Raw genomic sequence first — 17,516 nt, 5'->3', positions numbered from 1 at the left:
TAGGGGCATTGCTATAATGCTCTATCTGCATTGATGATTGGGAATTAAACGTCGATAAGCCAGGAAAAAGCACAAGCTGCCAATCATTCCAAGATAAAGCAATTTAGGCAATACCAGTGCGGTAGGTACACCCATCTGATTGAGTTGAATAAACATCTGCACAATTTGGGTGGAGGGCAGGATTTCGCCAACGACTTGCATCCAGGTGGGCATGGCAGCATGCGGCCAGGCCGCACCAGATAAAAAGAACAGTGGAATAGAAGTGAATACAATAACATGCCCCGCACGTTCCGGCAGATCCAGAAAACTGGCAAATAGGCAGGTCATGCCAATTATCGTGTAGATAAAAACCGCAACAGCCAGCAGCATCCCGAGCAGGTTGCCACCACGTGGATAATCAAATAGCCAGAAGCTAAAGCCGAATAAATAGAAACATCCCAGACAACCAATGGTGAAGACCGCTAAACACATCCCAATCAATGCATTTGTGTTTAATTCTATTTTTCTTTCCCGATATACCAAAATCAGCATACTCAAACCCAAAAGAATGGTTTGGTGGATAATTAAAGGTGCAACCGCAGGAAAGACATAGCTGCCATAGCCGGACAGCGGATTAAATAAAGGAATTTGATGCACAGAAAGAGCAGGTGAAAAATCCGAGACCTTGCTAAAGCGTTCAGTATAGTCTGCCAAAGTTTGCTCAACTGATGTAGCTAAGCCCAGACCAATTTGTTTGGTCACTAAAAAGTTGGCAGTGCTTAAATACAGTCCAATTCCGCCTGTTTCACCATGCCTTAAGCTTTGCGATAAATTGTCCGGTAGTAACAAGATACCATCGGCTTTTTGAGATTCAACCCATTGTTTGGCTTCGGCAAAATTGCCGGTAATCACCTCAATTTCCACATTGGGGCTTTGTGCCACCTGACCAATAATACGGGTGCTTAAGTTACTTTGTTCTTCATCGACAATAATAATGGGTAAGGCTTCAGCCTGCTGTGCCTGATAAGCGGTTGGATAAAAAAAGCTGTAAAATAAGACGGATAGAATAAGCGTGGTAAAGATCGTGCCGTGACTGACAATATCCTTGAAGCTTTGCAGATAGTAAAACCAGAGGGATTTCATTGGACTGCTCCTTTAGCTATTTTTTTAAGAAACAGATAAGCCAGCAGAGCGTAGACTAGGGCATAGATCAGCAGCATTAATCCAGCTTGCAGTGAAATATGCAATGGACTACCAATCACCCATTGTTCAGTTTGTAATTTGGCATAGGGCGTAAACGGAATAATATTGGACCAAAACTGGGTGAATAGGGGCGCATTATTTAAAGGGAGGGTCACACCGGCAAAACTTAAAGATGAACCGCCATAGACCGCAATGATGCCGAAAGATTTACTTAAATCTTTGGTTGCCAGAACCACTGCACTGCTTAAAAATGCATAAGCGCTATACAGCAGAAATTGCGCCAATAGAATCAGGCTGAGCGAGCCGGCAACAAACCAGCCGCGAATTTCAATCAGCCAGAACATCCAGATCCAGGTCCATAGACTAAAAATAGCCACATAGACCAGATTTTTAGACAGCAATGCCATCCAGATGGACGAGTTGCTGATCCAGCTAGTTAAGGTCTGTCGCTTCAGTTCCTGACCGACGGAAAATGCCACACAACAACACAGCAGTAAATGCAGAATTGCCGGAATGACATAGGGTTCCAGATAGAATTCATAATTCAGTTGTGGATTATACAGCGGCGATATTTTGATATGCGGCGACGGTGCTTCGAGAGAAGGCAGCCGGTTGCCCAGATATTGCTGTCCGCCAAATTCAGCCAGTGCTTGTAGGGTACTGACCAGCATGGCAGAGGAGATGGTATTTCCGATACTGAAATAACTCTGGTTAAAGGCAATACTGATGTCAGCATCCTGGGCACGAACCAGACGTTGCTCGGCACCGCTTGGAATATGGATATAACCCCAAATTTTATTTTGATTTAACAGGCGCTCAATTTCAGCTGTTTGTTCCGACACCGTAGCAATTTTAAGAGTATGATTCAGCGCCACATGCTGATAAATGCTTTGACTCAGCGCACTCTGGTCTTGATCAATAATCGCAATCGGTAAATGATCCGGTTTCCCTTGAGCAAACATGCTGCTGAATAAAATAATCACCAGTGCAGGTGCGAGCGTGACCAGACACAGATCCCATTTTTCGCGGAGCAGATAGCGCAGTTCGCGCCATATACCCGTCCACATTATCGGGTCTCTTTCAGTTTAAATAACACGCTCATCCCAACTTTCAGTTCAGGAATCGCTGGTGTGGGCACAAGATGCAGCTTAAAACTGCGCACATCATAACCGCCGGTTTGGCGTGTGGTCTTAATGGTGGCAAATTCACCTTCAGCACTGATCTGCTTGATTTTAAAAGTGGCGGTTTTATCTAGGGCGGGAATATAACCTTCAATACTGCTCATTTTCTGAAATGGGGCATATTGGTCTTCACGAATATTCAGGCTCACCCACATTTGATCTTCAATCAGGCTGACCACAGGGACTGCGGTGGCTACCAGCTCCGAGACTTTGCCATAGGTTTTAGACACCGTTCCGTTTACAGGTGCTACTAATTGGGTTTCTGCCTCTAATGCATTGGCTTCATTCAGCGCAGCCTGGGCAATATCTACTTGTGCATCGGCAGAACTCTTTTGCTGCGAGGTGCTGCCACGTTTGGCACGTGCGTATTGCTGATACGCCGCTTCAGTCATTTGTGCCGCTGATTGACTGGCTGCATACAATTCATCACGGCGCTGGCGTGAAATCACACCTTCCTTAAATAAATTTGCACCACGCTCATAAGAAACTTTGGCTAAATTTTGCTGTGCTTTCAGCGATTGCCAGTTGGCATACAGGCTCGCGATATTTTCTTCTTGCGAGCCACGTTCAGCAGTCGATTGTAAGGCCAGCGCAGATTGTAAAGCCGCTGCGGCTTGCTGTTTTTTGGCCTGAATTTCCGGGCTGTTTAAGCGCACCAGCACATCGCCTTTTTTGACCTGCTGACCTTCTTCTACATAAATTTCTTCAATACGGCTTGGCACTTTGGTCGCCACCTGAACCGTTTCAGCTTCTACACGACCCTGCAATTCAAGCGGAGTCGGTTGGTAGCTTTTCCATAATCCAAATGCGATGACTGCCAGCAGAACTGGAATCAGGGCGAGCAATAAATATTTTTTCTTTTTAGCGATTTCAGGAGCTTGTTGTTGCTCGGTCGAAGTCGCCGCGTTGTTTTCTATTTCAGTTTTTGTTTCTACCTGTTGCGCAGGCGATTTTTCTGTATCGCTGGATGAAGCCGCTTCATTCACAGGATCATTGGTTTTTTGATCTTCGTTCATGTTCGGCTCCATTAGCGAATATAGTGAGTGTTGGTATGTTGGATGTAGTTCGGAAATTCTGCAATCGAGCCATGGCTTTGTAATAGGGTGGCCAGTGACATCACATATTTATAGGCATTCAAGGCAGTTTCAGCTCGTAGTCCGCTCAGCATATTTTGTGCATCGATGACCTGTGTGGCGGTGCCCATATCTTCTTTAAAGGACAATTCTTGGATGCGTAAATTTTCCTGTGCGGCTTTCAAGTTTTGTGCCAGAAGCGCATCACTTTGCTGTGCGCTGAGTGCTTCGCTATAAGATTTATAAATCAGATTTTCAATTTCCTGCTGGGTGCGTGCAGTGAGTAATTCTGTAGCAGAGCGTTTGAGTTCGGCAGCCTGAATATTTTTATTTTTATCAATTCCGGAAAACAGGTTATAGCGTGCGGCAACCCCGACAATCCAGTTTTCATTTTGATCCAGACTATATTCACCAAAAGCAAAAACATTCGGTTTTTTTGCCGCTTGCTGGGCTTTGACATTGGCTTGAGCCAATTGGGTATCCAGCTGCATTTTTTGAATCAACGCAGAGTTCTGACTAAAGGTTTTCAGCAGATGATTTAAGGCCTGTGGCTCGGTTTTATTGACAAATAAAGGCGTTGAAAGCTCAGTGATGCTACTTTCTTGAAGCAGATTATTCAGCTGGAAAAGGGCAGCATTCAAATTGGCTTGCGTATTTTGCTGGCTGCGCTCGGCATTATTGTGTGCCACTTCAAACTGCATGCGCTGGCCTTTACTGATAAAACCTTGCTGTTCCATCTTTAAGGCATTGCGATAATGCTGCTGCATGGCATTCAGATTAAACAGCGCTGCTGCATGCAATTGCTTTTGGAGCTGTACATTGAAATAACTTTGAATCAGTTCAAAACGCTGCGTGTCTTGCTGCTGTCTGTTGCTGAGCTGACTGCGACCGACCTGAATATTGGCGATTTCTTTAGCGCTACTTGTCAGTCCACCGGTATAAAGCGGCATCATGACTGAAACCGTCGGGCGAATCACCTGATCATCCAGCACGACATTCGGACTATCAGGAATTAAGCCAACTCCATTTTGAATAGGTTGTCTTAAACTATTTTTTAGCGGGTCAGCCAGATCACCTAAGTTCAGTTCATCAATTCTATTATTTACACCATCAGTTAAGGATTGCTCTAAATTATTTTTTAATGCACCTAAAGGCAGATCGAGTTCATTATGAAAGGCATACGCACGAACATTCAGATCGACACGCGGTAGACCTACGCCTTTTACTGCTTCAGCTTCAAGTTTTGAAGCCTGCTCCAGACTTTGATAAGCTTGGCTGCTATAAGAGTTTTGCAACAACTGACGTTCAGCGTCCTGAAAGCTGATGCTCTGCGCATGAGCAAAGCTGCCATACATCATCGATGCAAGCAGATTTAAACCCCAGACAAGCTGTCTTTTATTTTTCTTTAAGTTCATAAAGTCGCTAAACTGATTTAAAGCCGGTGATGTTATCCGGCTAGTATAAATCAAAGGTTCGCAGATAGAACTAGTGTAAAGTTATAGTATTGTTTCTTTTACATCTGTATTTCAAATACTTATCGGCTAATTTAAAGAGAATATCTAAAATTAAAAAACGGCTTAATCTTGAATATTTTCAATTGTGAGTGCAAAGATGATAAAAACAGCAGGCTAAAATACTGGTCAATTTATCTTGTGAATCTACATTGATTTTTTGACTCTATCTTGACTCATAGATTGAAATAATTTTGTGCAAGACCCTGCCAGATATGGTTAAATGCCATCATTTTATTGTGTTTCACTCTGAAAGGAAAAATCATGCGCGCGTACAACTTCTGTGCTGGTCCTGCTGCATTACCGACTGCCGTACTTGAAAAAGCTCAAGCTGAAATGCTTGACTGGCATGGCAAAGGTCTTTCGATCATGGAAATGAGTCACCGTAGTTCCGACTATGTTGCTATGGCTGAAAAAGCGGAAGCAGACCTGCGCAAACTCATGAATATTCCTGAGAACTACAAAGTATTGTTCTTGCAGGGTGGGGCATCACTACAGTTCTCGGCAATTCCATTGAACTTGCTTGGCAAAAACAACAAAGCAGACTATATCGATACTGGCATCTGGTCTGAAAAAGCTTTGAAAGAAGCGCAACGTTATGGCGATATCAACGTTGTAAAAGCGGGTATCCAAATTGATGGCAAATATGCGATCAGTGCACAAAGCGAATGGAACCTGTCTGCGGATGCAGCTTATGTGCATTATGCTGATAATGAAACCATTGGCGGTCTGCAATTTGCTTCAATTCCTGAAACAGACAAGTCATTAGTGTGCGACTATTCATCTAGCATTTTATCTGCACCATTAGATGTCTCTAAATTTGGTTTGATCTATGCCGGCGCGCAAAAGAATATCGGGCCTGCTGGCTTAACGCTGGTGATCATTCGTGAAGATTTACTTGATCAAGCCAAACCTGAAATTCCAAGCATCTTGAAATATTCAGATCAAGCGAAAAACGGTTCAATGGTCAACACACCATCCACTTATGCATGGTACTTATCTGGTCTGGTATTCGAGTGGTTGCTAGAAAATGGCGGTGTAGATGCCATGCACAAAGTGAACCTTGAGAAAGCTAACTTGCTTTATGGTTATATCGATCAAAGCGATTTTTATGCGAATCCGATTGCAAAAGCAAACCGTTCGATCATGAACGTACCATTTACTTTGGCTAATGCATATCTTGAGAAACAGTTCCTGAAAGAAGCTGAAGCGCAGCATTTATTGAATCTTGCTGGTCACCGTTCGGTTGGCGGTATGCGCGCAAGTATTTATAATGCCGTGCCTTTAGAGGGCGTGCAGGCATTGGTGAACTTTATGGATGACTTTGCCAAACGCAATGGTTAATTCCTGAAACGAAAAAACCCAGCACAGGCTGGGTTTTTTATGAATACAATAATTTTAGAAAATAAAAGTATGCAGGATGAATCCGCAGATCAGCATCCCCAACATGAAAAAAAGGCAGGACATCATATCAATATTATAGCGGGAGCTAAGATGATGCTCGACCTGTTGTAATGTTTCTTCTTGCACGATTTTCATAGATATTTATTGTCCGATCTATTTATCGTTAATACTAATTTGTTGTGAGTATTTTTATCATAAAAAATTGATTAAATAAAGTACATTTTTAATTAAAGAGCATAAATTTCATTTTTATTTAAATATTAGATTTGTATGACAACAGATTATTTATATGAGAAATCAATCGCTTATTTTTACAAGGTTTTTAGGGTTATTTTAAATATTTAAAATGAATTTATTTGAATTTAAAAATGTGGATAACTCGGTTTTTAATGAATTTAAATAGATTATTAAGCCAGAAAATATGTATAAAAAATAATCAAAAATTAAAATGACAAATAAGGATATAGATGGATTAAAAGAAGATACCCATCAAAATGAATATCTTCTTTTTCTGTTTGAACTTAGGCCGCTTTTCTATAAATATTGGCCTGAATCCACAAGTTGCCACGAATATACTGGCCAATCTGGAAGTCTCTGTACTGGTCATTCCGCGTTGCAATCCGGATCAAGGTCGCAGGCTGGCCTTCATCATGAATGAGGGTGACATCATAAAGGGTATAGTCCTGACCCATAAACTGCATAGTCGTTTTACCGACAATATTGCCCTGGAACCAGGCTTCATCTTCCTGACCCATGGTTTCGCCGTATAGATAAGCCACCATTTTAGAAAAATCTACGGTTACAGGTTCTTTATCTTCTTCGCACTGCGGCTGCCAGGCATCAATCTGTTCCTGCAAATTATCCGGTGCTACACCATTATTGGCAGCCAGAATATCATTCAAGGCACGGTGGTGCTTGATCGAAGCCGGATCATCAACCACCAGATGCTCATGATTTGCGACCGCTTCAAGTTCATAGGCCCAGCCATTCAGATTCACCACATAGGACTGGTCTTTTTCATAATGCGGATGATTGACGCTATACAGGTTATCGAAAGCGTAAATAATATTATTAGCACCCAGATTCAGGCGCAATACAGCCTGAGTATTGGATTTACAGCTAATAATCCGGTCAATCGTGGCTTTCACCTGATAAGGACTGTCAAAGCACGGAAATGCAGTTTTTACTGCTTGAGGTTTGTTGTTTTCGACGGCAATCACTTGACTCAACTGTACCGCAGCTTTGCTCGGTCCCTGAATCAGCCAGGTCTCTGCATCCATATCACATTCTTGTGTACAAAGGCCCATCGGCATGATTGGTTCATCAAGAGCTTTGCCTAACCACTGTGGAACATCTGTGCCAGGGTTGTCGGTGAGCAAGGTCCAATGTTCGACATGACTACCGAAATTTTGATCATCAATGGTGATGATCTCTGGGCTATTCTGATTTTTCATATGCACAATTGATTTTGGATGACGTATTTATAGTTAATCGAGGGTCATTGCGATTTTTCAAGTCAATCGAATGAATTTTAAAATTAAAATGCCAGTCAAATGAAGTCAAATTTTTTTCTCGCGTGAATCACGCCAGTTTTACCCAGCACATGCTTTTTAAAATATTGATGACAGATGCAATGAAAATGGAGCGATTTAATCATCAACCTGATCGTCTCAATTTGCTAGAATAACCATGATTAATACCTTAATGGGAAGCCCTGTGTTGCCATTCAAACTTTGGGTCGATGCCGATGCATTGCCCCGTATGCTGCGAGATGTGATTATTCGTGCTTCGGATCGCTATCAGCTGGAAGTCACTTTTGTCGCCAATCAACCAGTCGGAATCACACCTTCGGTTAGAATTAATTCAATTCAGGTGATGAGTGGAGCGGATGCTGCAGATAAGGAAATTATTCTGCGTATGAAAGAGCATGATATTGTCATGACGCAAGATATTCCCTTGGCTGCGGAAGTCATTGAAAAAGGCGGGATTGCGATTCATCCCCGCGGTGAAATTTATACTACGGCCAATGTCAAAGCGCGCTTACACTTGCGTGATTTTATGGACAGCTTACGCGGTGCAGGCGTGCAAACGGGCGGGCCGCCACCGATTTCAGAACGGGATAAACGCGAATTTTCCAGCGCACTCGATCAGACCATCCAAAAACAAAAACGTAAATCTTCCGCGCTTTAAGCCTTATTCAGAGTGACTCGCATGCCCACACAAACCAATATGATTGCCACCTATCTTTTATTGGTTTTTATCTGGGCAACGACACCGCTAGCTATTGTCTGGAGTGTGACGGATTTGCATCCGCTCTGGGCTTTGGCATTGCGTTTCTTTTTGGCTTTACCTTTTGCATTTACCTTATTGTGGCTGTTTAAAACCCGTTTTCCCTTAGATAAATTATCCATGCACAGTTACCTGGCAGGTGCATGTAGTTTTATCGGCTCACAGATTTTCACTTATCTGGCCACGGATTATCTGAGTTCGGGCATTATTGCCCTGATGTTCGGACTGGCACCGATTATTACCGGTTTGATTGGCCGTTTTGTGTTTCAGCTCAAGCTGTATGCTTCGCAGTGGTGCGGCATGGCAATTGCACTGCTGGGACTGGGGATTATTTGTGTGGGTGGCAAAGATCAGCATATTCAGCCGATCGGAATAGGCCTGATGTTGCTCAGTGTTTTTATTTACTGTATTTCGATGTTTTGGGTGAAAAAAGTCAATGCACCTCTTGAACCCATGGCGCAAGCGGCCGGTTCTATTGCAGTTTCAGCGGTGATGGCCTGTGCCATGCTGCCGTTTATCTGGCAATTTGCACCGACCCAGATTCCGCAGGCTAAATCGCTGATCGGACTCAGCTATGCGGTGATCATGGCGTCCCTGATTGCGATGTTCTGCTATTTTAAACTGGTACAGAAAATCAAGGCGACCACTTTGTCTTTGACTACGGTTTTGACGCCGATGCTGGCCTTATTGGTTGGGGTAATTCTGAATGATGAAAAATTATCGGGCGGTGCTTTCTTTGGTGTCGTTATCTTACTGGCTGGTTTGTTATTATATTTTTCCAGAGAAATTAAAGCGAGCTATAACGCTCGCCTTTCATCATCCACCGGTACTGAATAGAAATTGATTAACGCAGTGATTTAGGCAAAGCGAGCCTTAACACATTCACCCAGTTTGACACGGTCCTGTGGATGCATGGTAATAAAATACGCACCTGTCCGATATTTACCATTTTCTTCTTCACGACTATAGGCCACCTGAGCGGTTGCTGCAATATGGAAGAAATTTTCCGGATGACTCAAAGTTACGTGCAGATAAGTGCCTTCAGCGATAGGACGCTCATTAAAGAAGCTAAAACCGGTTTCTGAAAAGTTCACCTGTTCCGGTACAGGTAACATGCTTTGTACAATTGCGTCATACAAAGAACCGGTAATAAGGTTTAATTTTTGGTTGAATAAGGATAAGATTCGAGCAATTTGTTGATCTTTTTCAGATAATTGTTCTAATTCGTAGTTAACCGCATGATCAAATTGATCTAGTTCTGCAAGTAGTAGAAAATAGCGGGGCAACACGAAGTTAGGATCGTAAGGATCATTCAAGGCAACATCATCGGAAATAATCTGATAATTAATTCGTAAGGCAGCATCGATTCGAGACATGACGCGTCTTTCCGCAAATCCGTTTGGATGCTGTACATTTTTCATAATTTATTACCTCGGACTAGATGGTTATGTTCAAACCAATCTCGCTGTATATAGGGTTGAAATATACTCGCGCACGGCGTAGTAACCACTTCATTTCTTTTATCGCGTTGGTCTCAATGATCGGCCTTACACTCGGTGTGGCAGTCCTCATTACAGTCTTGTCTGTGATGAATGGTTTTGACCGAGAGTTGAAAAATCGTGTCTTGGGAATGATACCTCAAGCGACTGTTTCCTCGACGCAAATTTTAACAAATTGGCCTGAACTTGCAAAGCAGATTGAGCAGCATGAACATGTCCAGGGGGTTGCACCTTTTACTCAATTACAAGGCATGCTGACCGCACAGGGTCAGGTCGCCGGCATTATGGTCAGCGGGATCGAACCCGAGTATGAGAAAAAAGTTTCGATCATACAAAACCATATGGTTGAGGGCAGTATCGACAGCCTGAAAAAAGGTGAATTTGGTATTGTTTTAGGCAAGCAAATGACCGATGCCATGGGTGTAGGTTTAAATGACAATATTACTCTGGTTCTGCCAGAAGCGACTCCTTCACCCGCCGGTGTCGTCCCACGTTTTAAACGTTTTAAAGTGGTGGGAATTTTCAGTATTGGGGCTGAAGTTGACTCGATGATGGGTTATATCGCTTTAAATGATGCGTCAACTTTACTGCGTCTACCGGATGGTGCGCAGGGTGTGCGTATGAAGCTGGATGATATTTTCCTGGCACCACAAGTGTCTCAGGAAATTGTGCGTGATTTGCCGGGGAATTTCTATGCTTCGGACTGGACTTATACCCATGGTAATCTGTTCAGCGCGATTCAGATGGAAAAAGCCATGGTCAGCCTGCTTTTATTCCTGATCGTTCTAGTCGCGGCATTTAATATTGTGTCTTCACTGGTGATGGTGGTGACGGATAAAAAATCGGACATTGCCATTTTAAGGACTTTGGGGGCTTCACCTGCCACCATTACCAAAATCTTTATGGTGCAAGGTACCGTGATTGGGGTGATTGGAACTTGTGCAGGGGCCATCCTCGGGATTATTGCGGCAACCAGTATCAGTAGCTTTATTGGCTGGCTCAACAATACTTTAGGCCTGAATATGTTTGATGCCTATTTTATTAACTACTTACCTTCGTATCTGCGCTGGCAGGATGTCTTGGTGATTGTAGGCTTGTCACTGGCACTCAGTTTTGTCGCGACAATTTATCCGGCTTTACGTGCAGCAAAAATTCAACCGGCAGAGGCTTTGCGTTATGAGTAATCTGATTTTAGATGCCCAGAATATTCACAAATCCTTTACCGATGGCAAGGCCACTGTCGATGTGATTCGCGGCTTGTCGCTACAGGTAAAAGCAGGTGAGTTTGTTTCGATTGTAGGTTCAAGTGGTTCAGGCAAAAGTACCTTATTACATGTTTTGGGTGGATTGGATCGCCCGACGTCAGGTCAGGTCATGGTGAATGGCCGCCGTTTTGATACCTTGTCTGAAGCAGAACGCGGTTATGTGCGGAATGAGCATTTGGGCTTTGTTTATCAGTTTCATCACCTGTTGCCAGAATTTACGGCACTGGAAAATGTGGCCATGCCGCTGATGTTACGCGACAACATGAAGTTTAAGGAAGCCAAACAGCAGGCCGAATATTTGCTGGAACGTGTTGGTCTTTCGCATCGTCTGACTCACAAGCCGGGTGAATTATCCGGAGGTGAGCGTCAGCGTGTAGCTTTGGCGCGTGCAGTGGTCGGTAAACCTAAACTGATGATGGCCGATGAACCGACCGGAAATCTAGACCGCAAGACTGCAGCAAAGATTTTTGAACTGCTGACCGAATTGCAACGTGAGTTCAATATGGCGATGCTGATTGTGACGCATGATGAACAGCTAGCCCATGCAGCAGATCGGATTTTACATATGCAGGATGGTCTCTGGATTGAACCATAAATAACGAGAATATTCGCATTTGATTGAAGCTCACTCCGGTGGGCTTTATTATTGGGCAAAATAATAACAAGACAGAATAAGATTCAATGTTGCAGTGGCTATGTATTGGCTGGATTTTAGGCCTTGCCTGTATGGGGAAAAGTTTCCTGTCTGTTCAACTGAGCGGGACGGCAGTTTTGATCATTGCGCTGCTGTGGTATCTGTGTTGCCATAAATTAAAGTTCATCTTGAATACACCGCTGCGAAGCTTGTTGATCGCTGGATCAAGCCTGCTTTTGGGACTGTTTTTAGGTCATGCTTATGCCAATCTGCAATTGGCTGAACGTTTATCCAAGCGAGAGCACGAAGTCGCTGAAAAAGAAATCGTAGTGTATATCAAAGAGCTGAATAAGCTTGGTGATCAGAATATCCAGCAAGCCCTGCACGTGCTTAATCCTGACGGTACTACAATTAAGTGGATGGGTTTTCTGCCAGTTTCAGATCCTGTCACATCTAGTTTGGTAAATGATGAAACCAAACAACAAACTCTTGAACTGGGACGCTACTATTTATTACAAGGCCAGATTCGACCTAACCATAGTTATGCCACACCAGGTGCCTTTGATGCAGAAAAATGGGCATTACAGCAAAATGTCATGGCCGGGTTTAGGATCAAGCACATCCAAGAGCTGCAACCGCAACAACTCTATGCGTTAGGTTATGGCAAATATCTACGTCAGCAGCAAAATTTGGGTCAGCGATTTTTACTTTGGGTAGAACAACAGCGACTGGCCTTAAGAGAGTTTGTGGCTAGACAACCCGTACAGCAGAAAGGCTTGTTGCTGGCTCTATTAAGCGGTGATGAAAGTTTACTGGATCAAGCGACGGAACAGCAGTTTCAACGGTTTGGCATGAGTCATTTATTGGCAATTTCTGGACCACATGTCCTGATCTTTGCCTTTATCATCTGTGGCAGTTTGCAATATCTGATTTCAAGGTACACGCCGCAGATTTATCTGAAATGGCCAAGGCAGTATTTTTTGAGTCTGCCTTTTTTGCTCTGTGTACTGCTGTATTGTGCCTTCGTCGGTTTTGAAATTCCGGCGCTACGTACTTTACTGATTTGTGTGATTGTTACTTTTACACTGTTGCTCAGGCAAAGCGTGCAGCCATTAAAGCTGTTGATTCTAAGTGCTGCCTTATTGTTGCTCTTTGATCCTTTTAGTATTTTATCGGCCGCATTCTGGCTGTCTTATGGTGCCTGTTTTGTCTTGCTGCGAATCTATCAAACCATTCAGCAGCAACCGAATCAAACAATACAAACAGCATTACAACGTCTGTATTTTGCAATGAAAGTTTTAGTGGAGTCGCAGTGGAAAATTTTTCTGGCCCTGTTTCCCTTAATGATGCTGTTTTTTAAGCAGGTGGCTTGGATTACCCCGCTAAGCAACCTAGTAGCCATCCCGTGGATTGGCCTGCTAATAGTTCCCGTAGATATTCTGGCGGCTTTATTATTTTTCATTTCTGAACCACTTTCGAGTCTGCTGTTTCAGCTCAATGATATTTTTATTCATATACTGCTGGCATTTTTGAATCTGCTTGATCAGCTGTTTGCGCCACAACTGATTCCGGTGGCTATGAATGTCTGGATGATTGCTCTATGTATTTTGGGCTTGTTAATTGTCTTTTTACCACGGGGCTTAGTACCCAAAAGCTGGACAGCACTTGCCTGTGTACCACTGTGCATTCCTCAACTTAATCAGCATGCATTTCAGCTGTCTGTTCTGGATGTCGGGCAGGGACAGGCCATCTTCATTCGGGAAGGGCAAAAGAGCATGATGATCGATATGGGCGGTTATTATAATGAAGAAAAATTCAGTATTGGTCGGCAAGTGATTATGCCATTTTTGTCTGTGCAAGGTGTTGGAGAACTGGATCAACTGATTTTGACCCATCTGGATCAGGACCATAGCGGTGCATATCACAGCATTAAAGATCAACTAAACATCCGACAAGTGTCATCCAATCAGATGCCTGAAACAGCTGCTTCTTCAAGTTTTCAGTTTTGTTATGCAGGACAGCAATGGCAATGGTCTGAGACGATTAACTTTAAAATTCTGGCACCTCGGCAGCAGCAGTTAAATACGCCAAACTTCAATAAAAACGACCGCTCTTGTGTGATATATCTGCAAGTTAAAAATGCCGGACCGTATCAAAACTTTTTACTGACGGGGGATGCGGGTTGGGAAACTGAATATCAGCTGCTCCAAGACTATCCCGAACTTCAGGTCGATGTGCTGATACTCGGGCATCATGGCAGTCAGCACAGTTCAGCCTATCAATTTTTAGAAGTTTTGCGGCCTAAATTGACGATTGCCTCGGCTGGGAAATTTAACCGTTATGGCCACCCGAGCCAACTGACCCAGCAACGGTTGAAAGCACTTAATATTCCCTTATTGACCACAGCAGAACAGGGGAGTGTGCACTTCCAGCAACAAGGCTCAAAACTGGTGCTTTCTGCCGAACGACATGAATGGCAGTGGTTGTATCGTCAGCCCTTAAGTGACTGATTCCAATATGGGCGAAACTTTATGTAGTTCTTGAGTTCTTAATGCATTTACTTTGCCCAAAGCTTGTTCATGCTCAAGTTTGTAGAGATTTCCCAAGTCTTGATGCGCATTAAAGCGTTTATAACTCCAATGATAATGTTCCGGATGGCGACGAATTAAATTTTCAATACTATTGATAATGACTTGTGTGCCTTGATTGGCATTGCCATTATAAATTTTTTCATCAACTGCTTCGATAAAAATATCGAATCCATCTTCAGTATTACGTAGAGCATATAAAAACAGGGCACGCGCTTTGGTCTTTTGAATCAGCTTAGCACTCAAATTACTCGTAGCTAAAGGCACACCGAAATATGGAATATATTCACCACCGATATTCGGGGTATGATCCGGCAGGATGACCGTAGTACCGCCTTGTTTTAAGGCCTTAAAAATCTGACGGACGCCCGATTCATCAGTCGGTACCAGATGCGCCTGTTCCCGGCTACGGGCAGCCCGTACAAATTGATCTGCAGCCTGATTTTTCACAGGTTTATACATAATGGTCATTGAAGTGAACTGGGCAATATAGGCATTCATAATTTCCCAGGTACCAAAATGCGGCACGATTAACACGAGGCCTTTATTTTGTGCAATGGCATCATGAAGTAGATCTTCGCCAATAACGCGATGAACGCGTTTAAGATTTTTCTGATTGCTTGAGCCCCAAATAGTAAAGAACTCGAAATATGACATTAATTCATTGCGAACCGCAGCACGGTTAATCTGTTCACGTTCCTGATTAGACAGTTCTGAAAGACTGATTTCAAGGTTCAGACGAATGACTTCCGAAGTTTTAGTGACTTTAAAACTGTTCACAATAAAGGCCAGAATACGGGCCATCCAGCGAGAAACCGGAAGCGGTTGGCGGCTAATGTATTTGAGTAATCCGTAAGCTGAATTCCGTGAGCCCTGTTTCGTCATTGATTTCGTCTAAGTACAAAAAAAGAGAACAAAATTTATTATAGGCGAAAACGTTTTGTTTAGACAGAATTACCCGATTCAGTGTATATAATGGATTCAATATAAATCAATTTATTGGATTATTTATGTCCGATTGGCCACCAAAACCTGAAAATCAAATACAAAATACGCAACAGCCAGTTCAACCGACTGGTCCGGAATGGAAACTGCTGGAAAAAGCAGTTTTAGCTTCTGTTGAAGAACAGCGCCGTGCGCGCCGTTGGGGAATTTTCTTTAAATTTCTGACTTTTGCTTATCTGCTTGTCGTCATTTTGGCATTAGGCAAAAGCTGTAGTTCAGTTTCTTCAGATGCTAGCGCTGCTGCGGGTTCGCATATCGCAGTCGTGGATATAGTGGGTACGATTGCTGCTGACAAACAGAGTGTGAACAGTAGCAATACTATCAAATCATTGAAAAAAGCCTTTGAAAATAAACAAAGTAAAGCAGTGGTGCTGAATATTAACTCACCTGGCGGTTCGCCGGTACAGTCGGATGAAATCTGGCAGGAAATTCAGTATCTGAAAAAACAGTATCCTGGGAAAAAACTGTATGCCGTGATTGGCGATACTGGGGCTTCAGGTGCTTATTATATTGCTTCAGCTGCGGACGAAATTATTGTCAATCCATCGAGCTTGGTCGGTTCAATTGGGGTGATCATGCCGAATTATGGCGTGACTAATCTATTGCAAAAATTAGGTGTTGAAGATCGCACTATGACCTCAGGCGAAAACAAAGCCTTACTGTCGATGACTCAGCCAGTTGATCCTGCGCAAAAAGCTCATGTACAGGGTGTGCTAGATAATGTGCATGGTCACTTTATTAATGCAGTGAAACAGGGACGTGGGGCTAAGTTGAAATCCAATGATCCTGCCATTTTCTCTGGCTTGTTCTGGACCGGTGATCAGGCGGTGAAATTAGGTATTGCGGATCGTATCGGTAGCTTAAATACCTTGAAACGTGAACTGAAAACTGAAAAAGCGTTGAATTACACCATTGAATATAGTCCATTTGAATCAGTCTTGGGTCGTATGGGGTCATCGATTGGGGATGGAATTGCTTCTTCGGTTGCACAGAAGCTTCAGTCAGAAAACAGCACGACACTGCAATGAAACCACTGATTCATTTCGCGCACGCCAATGGCGTGCCATCCAAAGTCTATAAAAAGCTGTTTGATGGATTGCAAGATGATTACGATATTATCTATGTGCCGCTTTTAGGGCCAGATAAGCGTTATCCGATTGATAACCATTGGAAAAGCCTGACCCAGCAAGTGATTGATAGTATTGTGCGCCAGTCCCATGGACGACCTGTCATTGGTCTGGGGCATTCTTTGGGGTCCGTGTTAACTCTGCAAGCGGCTTTGCAGCGTCCGGAACTATTTTCACAAATGATCATGCTGGACCCGCCGATGATTATGGGCAAAGAAGCCTTTGCCTTGCATATTGCCAAGACTTTGCGCTTAAAAGCTTTGGATAAAATGTCTCCAGCCGGTCTGTCCAAACGCCGTCGTGACCATTGGGATTCACGTGAACAAGCCGCTGAATTGCTGCGCCCTAAAGGTTTTTATCAGGATTTTGATGCAGATTGCTTCCAAGCTTATATTGATTATGCCTTGCAAGAGGATCCCATCCGAGGCGGGGTAGAACTCACTATTCCTAAAATGGATGAGGTGGCAGTCTTTAGAACCAATCCATCGCTATGGTGGTTGCCTCAGGCAAAACCAAAAATTCCTGTGCATTTGGTCGTTGCCGAGAAAGGTCCATTTCTGGCCCGCAAGTTCCCGCAGCAAGTGCAAAAGAAGTTTGGTATTCCTTTTACCGTGGTGGATGGTGGACATATGTTCCCATTGGAACAACCTGATCAAGTAGCTGGCTTGGTCAAACAGCTGATTCAGCAACAGTCTGCTTGAATTATTGAATATATTGGAAATAAAAAAACGCATCCGAGGATGCGTTTTTTTATATCT

16 protein-coding genes are annotated in these 17,516 nt (G+C 43.4%); 9 read left to right on the top strand and 7 right to left on the bottom strand.

The window, feature by feature from the left end; genetic code table 11:
- Window positions 1-21 precede the first annotated feature (21 nt).
- Genes ACNPNW_RS17755 through ACNPNW_RS17740 form a run of 4 tightly spaced genes read right to left on the bottom strand, consistent with a single transcriptional unit; the run spans window position 22 to window position 4,851 of the window.
- Window positions 22-1,122 carry an ABC transporter permease gene (locus ACNPNW_RS17755; protein ID WP_448767279.1) on the bottom strand — a complete coding sequence of 367 codons (1,101 nt, stop codon included), beginning with the start codon at window positions 1,120-1,122 and terminating at the stop codon, window positions 22-24.
- Window positions 1,119-2,249, bottom strand: a complete 1,131-nt coding sequence (locus tag ACNPNW_RS17750; protein ID WP_004733131.1) for an ABC transporter permease — start codon at window positions 2,247-2,249, stop codon at window positions 1,119-1,121. The genes ACNPNW_RS17755 and ACNPNW_RS17750 overlap by 4 nt, the downstream gene beginning before the upstream one ends.
- Entirely contained in the window at window positions 2,249-3,379 is a 1,131-nt protein-coding gene (locus ACNPNW_RS17745) for an HlyD family secretion protein (RefSeq protein ID WP_448767278.1), read from the bottom strand. Before ACNPNW_RS17745 ends, ACNPNW_RS17750 begins: the two co-directional genes overlap by 1 nt.
- Window positions 3,380-3,390: 11 nt before the next feature.
- Entirely contained in the window at window positions 3,391-4,851 is a 1,461-nt protein-coding gene (locus ACNPNW_RS17740; RefSeq protein WP_448767277.1) for a TolC family protein, read from the bottom strand.
- 360 nt (window positions 4,852-5,211) lie between these two features.
- Here ACNPNW_RS17740 and serC point away from each other — a divergent pair, with 360 nt between their 5' ends.
- Both serC and ACNPNW_RS17730 read left to right on the top strand, forming a co-directional pair.
- Window positions 5,212-6,291: a 3-phosphoserine/phosphohydroxythreonine transaminase gene (gene serC, locus ACNPNW_RS17735; protein ID WP_446890059.1), complete on the top strand. Its 1,080-nt coding sequence runs from the start codon at window positions 5,212-5,214 to the stop codon at window positions 6,289-6,291.
- A 39-nt stretch (window positions 6,292-6,330) separates the two neighbouring features.
- Entirely contained in the window at window positions 6,331-6,462 is a 132-nt protein-coding gene (locus ACNPNW_RS17730; RefSeq protein ID WP_005103875.1) for a hypothetical protein, read from the top strand.
- Window positions 6,463-6,872: 410 nt separating this feature from the next.
- On the opposite strand, the gene ACNPNW_RS17725 is transcribed toward ACNPNW_RS17730, so the two are convergent.
- Window positions 6,873-7,805, bottom strand: coding sequence for a hypothetical protein (locus tag ACNPNW_RS17725; RefSeq protein ID WP_213687516.1), 933 nt, complete (start codon window positions 7,803-7,805; stop codon window positions 6,873-6,875).
- A gap of 250 nt (window positions 7,806-8,055) precedes the next feature.
- Between ACNPNW_RS17725 and ACNPNW_RS17720 the strand changes: the two genes are divergently transcribed.
- Together ACNPNW_RS17720 and ACNPNW_RS17715 are read left to right on the top strand one after the other, a co-directional pair.
- Window positions 8,056-8,541: a YaiI/YqxD family protein gene (locus tag ACNPNW_RS17720; protein ID WP_448767290.1), complete on the top strand. Its 486-nt coding sequence runs from the start codon at window positions 8,056-8,058 to the stop codon at window positions 8,539-8,541.
- A 21-nt stretch (window positions 8,542-8,562) separates the two neighbouring features.
- Window positions 8,563-9,477 carry a DMT family transporter gene (locus ACNPNW_RS17715; RefSeq protein ID WP_262466901.1) on the top strand — a complete coding sequence of 305 codons (915 nt, stop codon included), beginning with the start codon at window positions 8,563-8,565 and terminating at the stop codon, window positions 9,475-9,477.
- 20 nt (window positions 9,478-9,497) lie between these two features.
- Here the strand turns inward: ACNPNW_RS17715 and ACNPNW_RS17710 are convergent, their stop codons facing one another.
- Entirely contained in the window at window positions 9,498-10,061 is a 564-nt protein-coding gene (locus ACNPNW_RS17710) for a PilZ domain-containing protein (protein ID WP_262466902.1), read from the bottom strand.
- Window positions 10,062-10,087: 26 nt separating this feature from the next.
- Here ACNPNW_RS17710 and ACNPNW_RS17705 point away from each other — a divergent pair, with 26 nt between their 5' ends.
- From ACNPNW_RS17705 to ACNPNW_RS17695, 3 genes are all read left to right on the top strand, one after another.
- Window positions 10,088-11,323, top strand: a complete 1,236-nt coding sequence (locus tag ACNPNW_RS17705; protein WP_312325528.1) for a lipoprotein-releasing ABC transporter permease subunit — start codon at window positions 10,088-10,090, stop codon at window positions 11,321-11,323.
- A complete protein-coding gene (gene lolD / locus ACNPNW_RS17700; protein WP_004645694.1) occupies window positions 11,316-11,999 on the top strand; it encodes a lipoprotein-releasing ABC transporter ATP-binding protein LolD in 684 nt (227 codons plus the stop codon). The genes ACNPNW_RS17705 and lolD overlap by 8 nt, the downstream gene beginning before the upstream one ends.
- Before the next feature lie 86 nt (window positions 12,000-12,085).
- Window positions 12,086-14,548 carry a DNA internalization-related competence protein ComEC/Rec2 gene (locus ACNPNW_RS17695; RefSeq protein ID WP_448767276.1) on the top strand — a complete coding sequence of 821 codons (2,463 nt, stop codon included), beginning with the start codon at window positions 12,086-12,088 and terminating at the stop codon, window positions 14,546-14,548.
- Here the strand turns inward: ACNPNW_RS17695 and ACNPNW_RS17690 are convergent.
- Window positions 14,537-15,511 carry a lysophospholipid acyltransferase family protein gene (locus tag ACNPNW_RS17690; RefSeq protein ID WP_004279136.1) on the bottom strand — a complete coding sequence of 325 codons (975 nt, stop codon included), beginning with the start codon at window positions 15,509-15,511 and terminating at the stop codon, window positions 14,537-14,539. The genes ACNPNW_RS17695 and ACNPNW_RS17690 overlap by 12 nt on opposite strands.
- A gap of 125 nt (window positions 15,512-15,636) precedes the next feature.
- Here ACNPNW_RS17690 and sppA point away from each other — a divergent pair, with 125 nt between their 5' ends.
- Together sppA and ACNPNW_RS17680 are read left to right on the top strand one after the other, a co-directional pair.
- A complete protein-coding gene (gene sppA / locus ACNPNW_RS17685; RefSeq protein WP_004279134.1) occupies window positions 15,637-16,659 on the top strand; it encodes a signal peptide peptidase SppA in 1,023 nt (340 codons plus the stop codon).
- Entirely contained in the window at window positions 16,656-17,459 is an 804-nt protein-coding gene (locus tag ACNPNW_RS17680; protein WP_448767275.1) for an alpha/beta fold hydrolase, read from the top strand. The genes sppA and ACNPNW_RS17680 overlap by 4 nt, the downstream gene beginning before the upstream one ends.
- The last annotated feature ends 57 nt before the right edge of the window (window positions 17,460-17,516 follow it).

The sequence above is a fragment of the Acinetobacter endophylla genome (assembly GCF_053543775.1).
The sequence above is the reverse complement of the archived record's forward strand: the minus strand, read 5'-3'. Positions and strand labels throughout refer to the sequence as shown.

What these genes read in the sequence shown, in the direction of transcription:
- ACNPNW_RS17725 (WP_213687516.1), bottom strand. Translation starts at nt 7,805, where the DNA reads ATGAAAAATCAGAATAGCCCAGAGATCATCACCATTGATGATCAAAAT.
- serC (WP_446890059.1), top strand. Translation starts at nt 5,212, where the DNA reads ATGCGCGCGTACAACTTCTGTGCTGGTCCTGCTGCATTACCGACTGCC.
- sppA (WP_004279134.1), top strand. Translation starts at nt 15,637, where the DNA reads ATGTCCGATTGGCCACCAAAACCTGAAAATCAAATACAAAATACGCAA.
- ACNPNW_RS17705 (WP_312325528.1), top strand. Translation starts at nt 10,088, where the DNA reads ATGTTCAAACCAATCTCGCTGTATATAGGGTTGAAATATACTCGCGCA.
- ACNPNW_RS17715 (WP_262466901.1), top strand. Translation starts at nt 8,563, where the DNA reads ATGCCCACACAAACCAATATGATTGCCACCTATCTTTTATTGGTTTTT.
- ACNPNW_RS17710 (WP_262466902.1), bottom strand. Translation starts at nt 10,061, where the DNA reads ATGAAAAATGTACAGCATCCAAACGGATTTGCGGAAAGACGCGTCATG.
- ACNPNW_RS17750 (WP_004733131.1), bottom strand. Translation starts at nt 2,249, where the DNA reads ATGTGGACGGGTATATGGCGCGAACTGCGCTATCTGCTCCGCGAAAAA.
- ACNPNW_RS17690 (WP_004279136.1), bottom strand. Translation starts at nt 15,511, where the DNA reads ATGACGAAACAGGGCTCACGGAATTCAGCTTACGGATTACTCAAATAC.
- lolD (WP_004645694.1), top strand. Translation starts at nt 11,316, where the DNA reads ATGAGTAATCTGATTTTAGATGCCCAGAATATTCACAAATCCTTTACC.
- ACNPNW_RS17730 (WP_005103875.1), top strand. Translation starts at nt 6,331, where the DNA reads ATGAATACAATAATTTTAGAAAATAAAAGTATGCAGGATGAATCCGCA.
- ACNPNW_RS17755 (WP_448767279.1), bottom strand. Translation starts at nt 1,122, where the DNA reads ATGAAATCCCTCTGGTTTTACTATCTGCAAAGCTTCAAGGATATTGTC.
- ACNPNW_RS17745 (WP_448767278.1), bottom strand. Translation starts at nt 3,379, where the DNA reads ATGAACGAAGATCAAAAAACCAATGATCCTGTGAATGAAGCGGCTTCA.
- ACNPNW_RS17695 (WP_448767276.1), top strand. Translation starts at nt 12,086, where the DNA reads ATGTTGCAGTGGCTATGTATTGGCTGGATTTTAGGCCTTGCCTGTATG.
- ACNPNW_RS17720 (WP_448767290.1), top strand. Translation starts at nt 8,056, where the DNA reads ATGGGAAGCCCTGTGTTGCCATTCAAACTTTGGGTCGATGCCGATGCA.
- ACNPNW_RS17680 (WP_448767275.1), top strand. Translation starts at nt 16,656, where the DNA reads ATGAAACCACTGATTCATTTCGCGCACGCCAATGGCGTGCCATCCAAA.
- ACNPNW_RS17740 (WP_448767277.1), bottom strand. Translation starts at nt 4,851, where the DNA reads ATGAACTTAAAGAAAAATAAAAGACAGCTTGTCTGGGGTTTAAATCTG.